Annotated in this window: 5 protein-coding genes; all 5 read left to right on the forward strand. The window is 66.3% G+C overall.

All coding sequences use genetic code 11. The features are described from left to right. The first annotated feature begins 39 nt into the window (after window positions 1–39). Entirely contained in the window at window positions 40–1443 is a 1404-nt protein-coding gene (locus ABE472_RS17230) for a cupin domain-containing protein (protein ID WP_346466691.1), read from the forward strand. A gap of 14 nt (window positions 1444–1457) precedes the next feature. Further along, a complete protein-coding gene (locus tag ABE472_RS17235; RefSeq protein WP_346466692.1) occupies window positions 1458–2366 on the forward strand; it encodes a GNAT family N-acetyltransferase in 909 nt (302 codons plus the stop codon). A gap of 185 nt (window positions 2367–2551) precedes the next feature. Then, window positions 2552–5383 (forward strand): 2-oxoglutarate dehydrogenase E1 component, encoded by a 2832-nt coding sequence (locus ABE472_RS17240; RefSeq protein WP_313210271.1) that lies wholly within the window; start codon window positions 2552–2554, stop codon window positions 5381–5383. 43 nt (window positions 5384–5426) lie between these two features. Then, window positions 5427–6635: a dihydrolipoyllysine-residue succinyltransferase gene (gene sucB, locus ABE472_RS17245; protein ID WP_346466693.1), complete on the forward strand. Its 1209-nt coding sequence runs from the start codon at window positions 5427–5429 to the stop codon at window positions 6633–6635. A gap of 135 nt (window positions 6636–6770) precedes the next feature. Beyond that, the gene (lpdA, locus tag ABE472_RS17250; RefSeq protein WP_346466694.1) at window positions 6771–8207 is read left to right on the forward strand and encodes a dihydrolipoyl dehydrogenase; all 1437 of its coding nucleotides are present in this window, start codon (window positions 6771–6773) and stop codon (window positions 8205–8207) included. Window positions 8208–8445: the final 238 nt, after the last annotated feature.

The following is an 8445-nucleotide window of genomic DNA, read 5'->3' on the forward strand; positions in this document are numbered from 1 at the left end:
CCCCCGAATACCCGTCTATACGCTGCAAGGATCTCCCCCATGGCCGCACGCAAGACCAAACCCCCCGTCATCGACATCCAGGCCCGCCCCGGCCTTCCGCTGGGCATGCCCGCAGCCACCTTCCTGCGCGACTACTGGCAGAAGCGCCCGCTGCTCATCCGCGGCGCCTTCCCCGATTTCGAAACGCCGGTCCAGCCCGAAGACCTCGCCGGCCTGGCCTGCGAGGAAGGCGCCCTGTCGCGCCTGATCACCCACGACCGCGCCACCGATGGCTGGAGCGTGCGTACCGGCCCGTTCCAGGAAGAAGAGTTCCCGGGCATGCCCGACCACGACTGGACCCTGCTGGTCCAGGACGTGGACAAGTGGGACGCCGACGTGCGCGCCCTGATCAGCCACTTCAACTTCCTGCCGCGCTGGCGCATGGATGACGTGATGATCAGCTTCGCCGCCACCGGCGGCTCGGTCGGGGCGCATGTCGACCAGTACGACGTCTTCCTGCTGCAGGCTTACGGCCACCGCCGCTGGCAGATCGATGCCAGCGAATCCATCAAGGGCAAGCGCCCGCCGCTGGACTTCCGCGACGACGTCGAACTCAAGCTGCTGCGCCGCTTCAAGCCGACCCACGACTGGGTGCTGGCCCCGGGCGACATGCTCTACCTGCCGCCGAACGTGCCGCACAACGGCGTCGCCGAAGACCCCTGCCTGACCTTCTCCTTCGGCATGCGTGCCCCGGCCTCGGCCGAGCTGATCAGCGACTACCTCGATACCCTGATTGACGGTGCCGACGAGTCCATCCGTTACCAGGATCCGGACCTGAAAGTGCCGCAGGACCCGAACGAGATCGACGTGGTCTCGATGAACCGCGTGGTCGAAGCGCTCAATGCGATCCGCATGAACGACCCGGACAAGCTCGGCGACTGGTTCGGCCGCTTCATCACCACCTACCGCGCCGCCGGGGAAGTGATGGCGCACGGCGAACCGCTGCCGCGCGAGGAGATAGAAGCCGCGCTGGGCGCGGGCGTGGAATTGCAGCGCCACCCGTGGGCGCGCCTGGCCTGGCGCCGTGCCAAGCGTGGCGCCAGCCTGTACTGCAGCGGCCTGGACTTCGCCCTGCCGGTCAAGGATGCCCAGGTACTGGCCGGCACCGAACAGATCGGCGCGGCGCTGTACCAGAAGCTCTCGGCCAAGGGCCGTGATGCCGTGCAGGCGCTGGTCGCCGGCGGCTTCTACCAGCTGGTGGACGATGCCGGGTTGGAGGATGAAGACGACTACGTCGCCGAGTACGACATCGTCGACGGCACCGACGCGGTCGAGGTCATCGATGACGAGGCCATCCAGGCCGACGTGCACGAGGTCACCATCCATGACGACGGCATCGAAGTGATCGTCGATTTCGATGACAGCGACGAGACCGACGGCAAGGACGAGCCCCCGCGCGGCTGATCCGCCCGCCCGCCATGGCCGCCTCCGGTTTCCAGGTTGACGTGGTCGATTACCCGGCGCAGCACGCGGCGCTGCACCGGGTGCGGTTCACCGTGTTCGTCGACGAACAGCAGGTACCGGCCGAGCTGGAGATCGACGCGCTCGATCCCCTCAGCGTGCACGTGCTGGCCCGGGACACCGACGGCGCGCCGATCGGTGCCGGCCGGCTCACCCCGGATGGGCGGATCGGCCGGATGGCGGTGCTGGCCGCCTGGCGCGGCAAAGGCGTCGGCGACGCCCTGCTGCAGGCCCTGATCGATCAGGCCCGGGCCCGTGGCTGGCGCGAGGTCTGCCTGCATGCGCAGCTGCCGGCCCGCGTGTTCTACACCCGGCAGGGCTTCCTGCCGGAGGGCGAGGTGTTCGACGAGGCCGGTATCGCCCACCAGCACATGCGCCTGACCCTGTCCGGAGCGGTCGCGATCGACCGGGCCGAGGACGCCGTGGCGATCGCCACCGCACTGGTCCACCGCGCCCGCCGCCAGCTCTGGATCCACAGCCGCCAGCTCGACCCCGGCCTGCTTGATGCACCGCCGGTGCTGGAGGCGCTGCGACGCTACGCCACCGCCCGCCACGACAAACAGGCCTGGCTGATCGTCCACGACAGCGCCGCCATCCGGCAGGCCGGCTCGCCCCTGTTGACCCTGCTGCAGCGCCTGCCGAGCGTCTTCCGGGTGCGCGAAGTGAGCGATCCGATCGACCGCGCGACGGCATCGGCCTGCCTGCTCAATGACGCGGGCGACTACTACTTTCGTCTGAGTGGCCACCGCTTCGACGGTGAGGCGGGTGTGTCCCAGCCGGCACGTTCGCGGCCGTTGCAGGACGGTTTGCAGCGCGTATGGGAACGTTCGCGTGATTGCAGCGAACTGCGCGCACTGGGCCTGTAGCTCACCCCACGCTCCCGAACCTGTCTGGGAATGACACCGCGGTCCCCGCACTGGCCCGTACGGTGCCCCTTCCTGTCTCGATGGGGGTACAATTTGGGGTGTTAGATACCGCCCGCGCAGGGCTATTCACTTTTCCCTGCCGGATCATCGAAGCCTTACCCCACAAGCGAATCCGACTCTCCATCGTGGACAATCAACTGAAGCAGTTTGCGCAATCTTCGCAGCTCGCCGGCGGCAACGCCTCCTATATCGAGGATCTGTACGAGCAGTACCTCGTTTCTCCGGACAGTGTCGATCCCAAATGGAAGACCTACTTCGACGGCTTCCAGGGCCGCGAAGCCGGTGATATTCCGCATTCGGCCGTCATCGCCCACATTGCCGACGCCGCCAAGAATGCCGTCAAGAGCGGCACTGCCGCCGGTGCCGGCGACGAGCGCGAGCGCAATGTCGGCCGCCTGATCACCGCCTACCGTTCGCGTGGCCACATGGCGGCCCGCCTGGACCCGCTGAGCCTGACCGCGCCGACCAATCCGCCGGATCTGGGCCTGCCGTTCCACAGCCTGTCGGAAAGCGACCTGGGCAGTGAGTTCAGCACCGGCGGCGTCGCCGGCCAGCCGCGCATGAAACTGCGCGACCTGCTGGAGCGCCTGAAGAAGACCTACACCGGCTCGATCGGTGCGGAATTCATGCACATCTCCGAGGTCGAGCAGCGTCAGTGGCTGTACCAGCGCCTGGAACTGGCCGGTGGCAACTACAACCTGGATGCCGATACCCAGCGCCGGACCCTGGAGCGCCTGACGGCTGCCGAGGGTCTGGAGCGCTACCTGCACACCAAGTACGTCGGCCAGAAGCGCTTCTCGCTGGAAGGCGGCGACTCGCTGATCCCGATGATGGACACCATCATCCGTGACGCCGGCAAGGATGGCGTCAAGGACGTGGTGATCGGCATGGCCCACCGCGGCCGCCTGAACGTGCTGGTCAACACCCTCGGCAAGAGCCCGCGCAAGCTGTTCGACGAGTTCGAAGGCAAGTTCGAGCACGACGACCACGCCTCCGCCGGCGACGTGAAGTACCACATGGGCTTCTCCGCCGACGTCTCCACCCCGGGTGGCGCCGTCCACCTGGCGCTGGCGTTCAACCCGTCGCACCTGGAAATCGCCGATCCGGTCGTGGCCGGCAGCGTGCGCTCGCGCCAGGAACGTCGTGGCGATACCGCCCGCAAGCAGGTGATGCCGATCCTGATCCACGGCGACGCGGCCTTCTCCGGCCAGGGCGTGGTGATGGAGCTGTTCCAGATGTCCCAGGCCCGCGGCTTCGCCGTCGGTGGCACGGTGCACATCGTGGTCAACAACCAGGTCGGTTTCACCACCTCCAACCCGCTGGATACGCGCTCCACGCGCTACGCCACCGACGTGGCCAAGATGATTGCCGCCCCGGTGCTGCACGTGAATGGCGACGATCCGGAAGCCGTGGTGTTTGCCGCCCAGCTGGCCTTCGAGTTCCGCCAGAAGTTCGCCAAGGACGTGGTCATCGATCTGATGTGCTACCGCCGTTGGGGCCATAACGAGGCCGACGAACCGGCGATCACCCAGCCGCTGATGTACCAGGTGATCCGCAAGCACCAGACCACCCGCGAGCTGTACGCCGCGGCGCTGGAAGCTGCCGGCGTGATCGAAGCCGGCGGCGGCAAGGCGCTGGTCGATGCCTACCGCAACAAGCTCGATGCCGGTGAAGTCACCACCGAGCTGGCCCAGGTCGAAAAGACCCCGGCCACCAGCAAGATGTACGTGGATTGGCCCAAGCTGCTCAACGGCAAGCTCTCCGACGCGGTCTCCACCGCCGTCGGCATGGAGAAGGTCAAGCAGCTGGCGCAGATGATCAACACCGTGCCCGAAGGCGTGGAACTGCACTCGCGCGTGGCCAAGGTCTATGACGACCGCCGCAAGATGGCCGCCGGCGAGATCCCGGGTGACTGGGGCTTTGCCGAGAACCTGGCCTACGCCACCATCCTCGACGAAGGCAACAACCTGCGTCTGGTCGGCCAGGACGTGGGCCGCGGTACGTTCACGCACCGCCACGCGATCCTGCACGACCAGAAGACCGACAACTACTACCTGCCGCTGCGCCAGCTGGTCGAGTCGCCGGAACAGGCCACCATCATCGATTCGCTGCTCAGCGAAGAAGCGGTGATGGCCTATGAGTACGGCTTCTCCACCACCGATCCGAACACCCTGTGCATCTGGGAAGGCCAGTTCGGCGATTTCGCCAACGGCGCCCAGGTCGTGATCGATCAGTTCATCGCCGCCGGCGAAGCCAAGTGGGGCCGTATCACCGGCCTGACCCTGCTGCTGCCGCACGGTTACGAAGGCCAGGGCCCGGAGCACAGCTCCGCGCGTCTGGAGCGCTTCCTGCAGCTGTGCGCGCTGGAGAACATGCTGGTGTGCGTGCCGTCGACCCCGGCGCAGGCGTACCACATGCTGCGTCGCCAGATGCGCATGACCACCCGCAAGCCGCTGATCGTGATGTCGCCCAAGTCGCTGCTGCGCCACAAGCTGGCGGTGTCGACCCTGGACGAACTGGCCAACGGCGAGTTCCAGCACCTGATCGGCGATGCCAACGCAGACGCCAAGAAGGTCAAGCGCGTGGTGCTGTGCTCGGGCAAGGTCTACTACGACCTGCTGGAAGACCAGACCAAGCGTGGCCAGGACGATGTCGCCATCATCCGCGTCGAACAGCTGTATCCGTTCCCGCGCGTGGCACTGGCAGCAGAGCTGAAGAAGTACGGCAAGGCGGCCGATGTGGTGTGGTGTCAGGAAGAACCGCAGAACCAGGGTGCCTGGTACCAGATCCGTCACCACCTGCAGGCATGCCTGGCCGATGGCCAGAGCATCCATTACGCAGGTCGCGCCCGTTCGGCATCGCCGGCCGCTGGACACATGGCTGACCACATCATCGAACAGCAGAAGCTGATCGCCGATGCCCTGGTCAACACGTTCAACGACTCGGTCGCTGAATAACTCTCCCCCTCATTCTAGAAAAGACAAACCAGGAAGCTCCCGAATGGCCACCGAAGTCAAAGCCCCGGTACTGCCCGAATCCGTCGCCGACGGCACCATCGCCACCTGGCACAAGAAGGTCGGCGATGCCGTCAAGCGCGATGAAAACCTGCTTGATCTGGAAACCGACAAGGTCGTCCTGGAAGTGCCGTCGCCGGTCGACGGCGTGCTGAAGGAGATCAAGTTCGAGGTGGGTGCCACCGTGACCTCCAGCCAGGTCGTGGCGATCATCGAAGAAGGCGCGACCGCTGCTGCTCCGCCGGCCGAAGAGAAGAAGGCCGATGCCCCGGCCGCTGCTCCGGCAGCGGCCGCTGCCGCTCCGGCCGCTGCCGCAGCGCCGGCACCGGCCACCAAGTCCGCTGCCGATTCGCTGCCCCCGGGCGCCCGCTTCACCGCCATCACCGAAGGCGTGAACCCGGCCGACGTGGACGGCACCGGCCGCCGCGGCGCGGTGACCAAGGAAGACATCGTCAACTTCGCCCGCAACGGTGGCGCCGGCAAGTCCGGTGGCGCACGTCCGGAAGAGCGCGTGCCGATGACCCGCATCCGCAAGCGCATCGCCGAGCGCCTGATGCAGTCCAAGAACGGCACCGCGATGCTGACCACCTTCAACGAGGTCGACCTGTCCAAGGTCTCGGCCGCGCGCAAGGATCTGCAGGACGAGTTCGTCAAGGCCCACGGCATCAAGCTGGGCTTCATGAGCTTCTTCGTGAAGGCCGCCGCCAACGCGCTGCAGCGCTTCCCGCTGGTCAATGCCTCGATCGATGGTGACGACATCATCTATCACGGCTACTCGGACATCTCGATCGCCGTGTCGACCGAGAAGGGTCTGGTGACCCCGGTCCTGCGCAACGTCGAGCGCATGTCGTTCGCCGATATCGAAAAGACCATCGCCGACTACGCCAAGAAGGCCCGTGACGGCAAGCTGAGCCTGGAAGAACTGCAGGGCGGCACCTTCACCGTCACCAACGGCGGCACCTTCGGCTCGCTGCTGTCGACCCCGATCATCAACCCGCCGCAGAGCGCCATCCTGGGCATGCACGCCATCAAGGAGCGTCCGATCGCGCAGAACGGCCAGGTCGTGATCGCGCCGATGATGTACCTGGCGCTGTCCTACGATCACCGCATCATCGATGGCAAGGACTCGGTCCAGTTCCTGGTGGACATCAAGAACCAGCTGGAAAACCCGGGCCGCATGCTGTTCGGCCTGTAAGACCTCCCACCCCTCCGCGCCCGCGCGGAGGGGTTCTGGTTTTACGGCACTGCACCGCACTGCCCTGCTCTCTCCCCCGGCGCCTGCGCGCCACCGGCTTCAAGCGAAGCTCGGGAATGCAACAAGGAACTATCAATGGCTGAACAATTCGACGTCGTCGTCATCGGTGCCGGTCCGGCCGGTTACCATGCCGCCATCCGCGCCGCGCAGCTGGGTCTGAAGACCGCCTGCATCGACGCTGCGCTGGGCAAGGACGGCAAGCCGGCCCTGGGTGGCACCTGCCTGCGCGTGGGCTGCATCCCGTCCAAGGCGCTGCTCGATTCCTCGCGCCAGTTCTGGAACATGGGCCACATCTTTGGCGACCACGGCATCAGCTTCAAGGATGCCAAGATGGACGTCGAGGCGATGGTTGGCCGCAAGGACAAGATCGTCAAGCAGTTCACCGGCGGCATCGCCATGCTGTTCAAGGCGAACAAGGTCACCGCGTACTACGGTTTCGGTGAGCTGCAGCCGGGCAACATCGTCAAGGTCAAGCAGCACGACGGTTCGGAAGTCGAGCTGAAGGGCACCAACGTCATCATCGCCGCCGGCTCGGATTCGATCGAACTGCCGTTCGCCAAGTTCGACGGCGAGACCATCGTCGACAACGTCGGCGGCCTGGACTTCACCGAAGTCCCCGCCCGCCTCGCCGTGATCGGCGCCGGCGTGATCGGCCTGGAACTGGGCAGCGTCTGGAAGCGCCTGGGTTCGGAAGTGACCATCCTGGAAGCGCTGCCGGACTTCCTGGCCGCTGCCGATGCCGAAGTGGCCAAGACCGCCTTGAAGGAATTCAAGAAGCAGGGTCTGGACATCCGCCTGGGCGCCAAGGTCTCCAAGGCCGAGGTGACCGGCAAGGGCAAGAAGAAGGAAGTCGCCCTGACCTACACCGATGGTGAAGGCGAGAAGAGCCTGATCGTGGACAAGCTGCTGGTGGCCGTTGGCCGTCGCGCCGCCACCAAGGGCCTGCTGGCCGAAGGCACCGGGGTCAAGATCAACGAGCGTGGCCAGATCGAAGTGGACGCGCACTGCCGCACCGGCGTCAATGGCGTCTGGGCGGTCGGTGACTGCGTGCGCGGCCCGATGCTGGCGCACAAGGGCTTCGAGGAAGGCATCGCCGTGGCCGAGCTGATCGCGGGCCTGCCGGGCCACGTCAACTTCGACACCATCCCGTGGGTGATCTACACCGAGCCGGAGCTGGCCTGGGTCGGCAAGACCGAGCAGCAGCTCAAGGACGAAGGCATCCCGTACAAGGCGGGCAGCTTCCCGTTCGCCGCCAACGGCCGTGCCGTGGCGATGATCGAGCCGACCGGCTTCGTGAAGGTCCTGGCGCATGCCGAGACCGACCGCATCCTGGGCATGCACCTGGTCGGCGCGAACGTCTCCGAGCTGGTGCACGAAGGCGTGCTGACCATGGAGTTCAGCGGTTCGGCCGACGACCTGGCGCGCATCTGCCACGCCCACCCGTCGCTGTCGGAAGTGGTGCATGACGCCGCGATGGCCGTGAGCAAGCGCGCGATCCACAAGGCCAACTGAGCCCTGTTGGTGGCGTAACGAAAAACCCCGCTTCGGCGGGGTTTTTTGTGGGCGAGAGGTAGTGCCGGCCGCTGCACAGCCCCTCGCCATGGGTAGTGCCGGCCGCTGGCCGGCTCCTCGCCATTTGGTAGTGCCGGCCGCTGGCCGGCTCCTCGCCATTTGGTAGTGCCGGCCGCTGGCCGGCTCCTCGCCATTTGGTAGTGCCGGCCGCTGGCCGGCTCCTCGCCATTGGTAGTGC

This window comes from Stenotrophomonas sp. TWI809, from assembly GCF_039673205.1.
Lineage (GTDB): Bacteria > Pseudomonadota > Gammaproteobacteria > Xanthomonadales > Xanthomonadaceae > Stenotrophomonas.

Excerpts from the sequence above, each read along its gene's own strand:
- ABE472_RS17230 (WP_346466691.1), top strand. The coding sequence starts at position 40 with ATGGCCGCACGCAAGACCAAACCCCCCGTCATCGACATCCAGGCCCGC.
- ABE472_RS17235 (WP_346466692.1), top strand. The coding sequence starts at position 1,458 with ATGGCCGCCTCCGGTTTCCAGGTTGACGTGGTCGATTACCCGGCGCAG.
- sucB (WP_346466693.1), top strand. The coding sequence starts at position 5,427 with ATGGCCACCGAAGTCAAAGCCCCGGTACTGCCCGAATCCGTCGCCGAC.
- lpdA (WP_346466694.1), top strand. The coding sequence starts at position 6,771 with ATGGCTGAACAATTCGACGTCGTCGTCATCGGTGCCGGTCCGGCCGGT.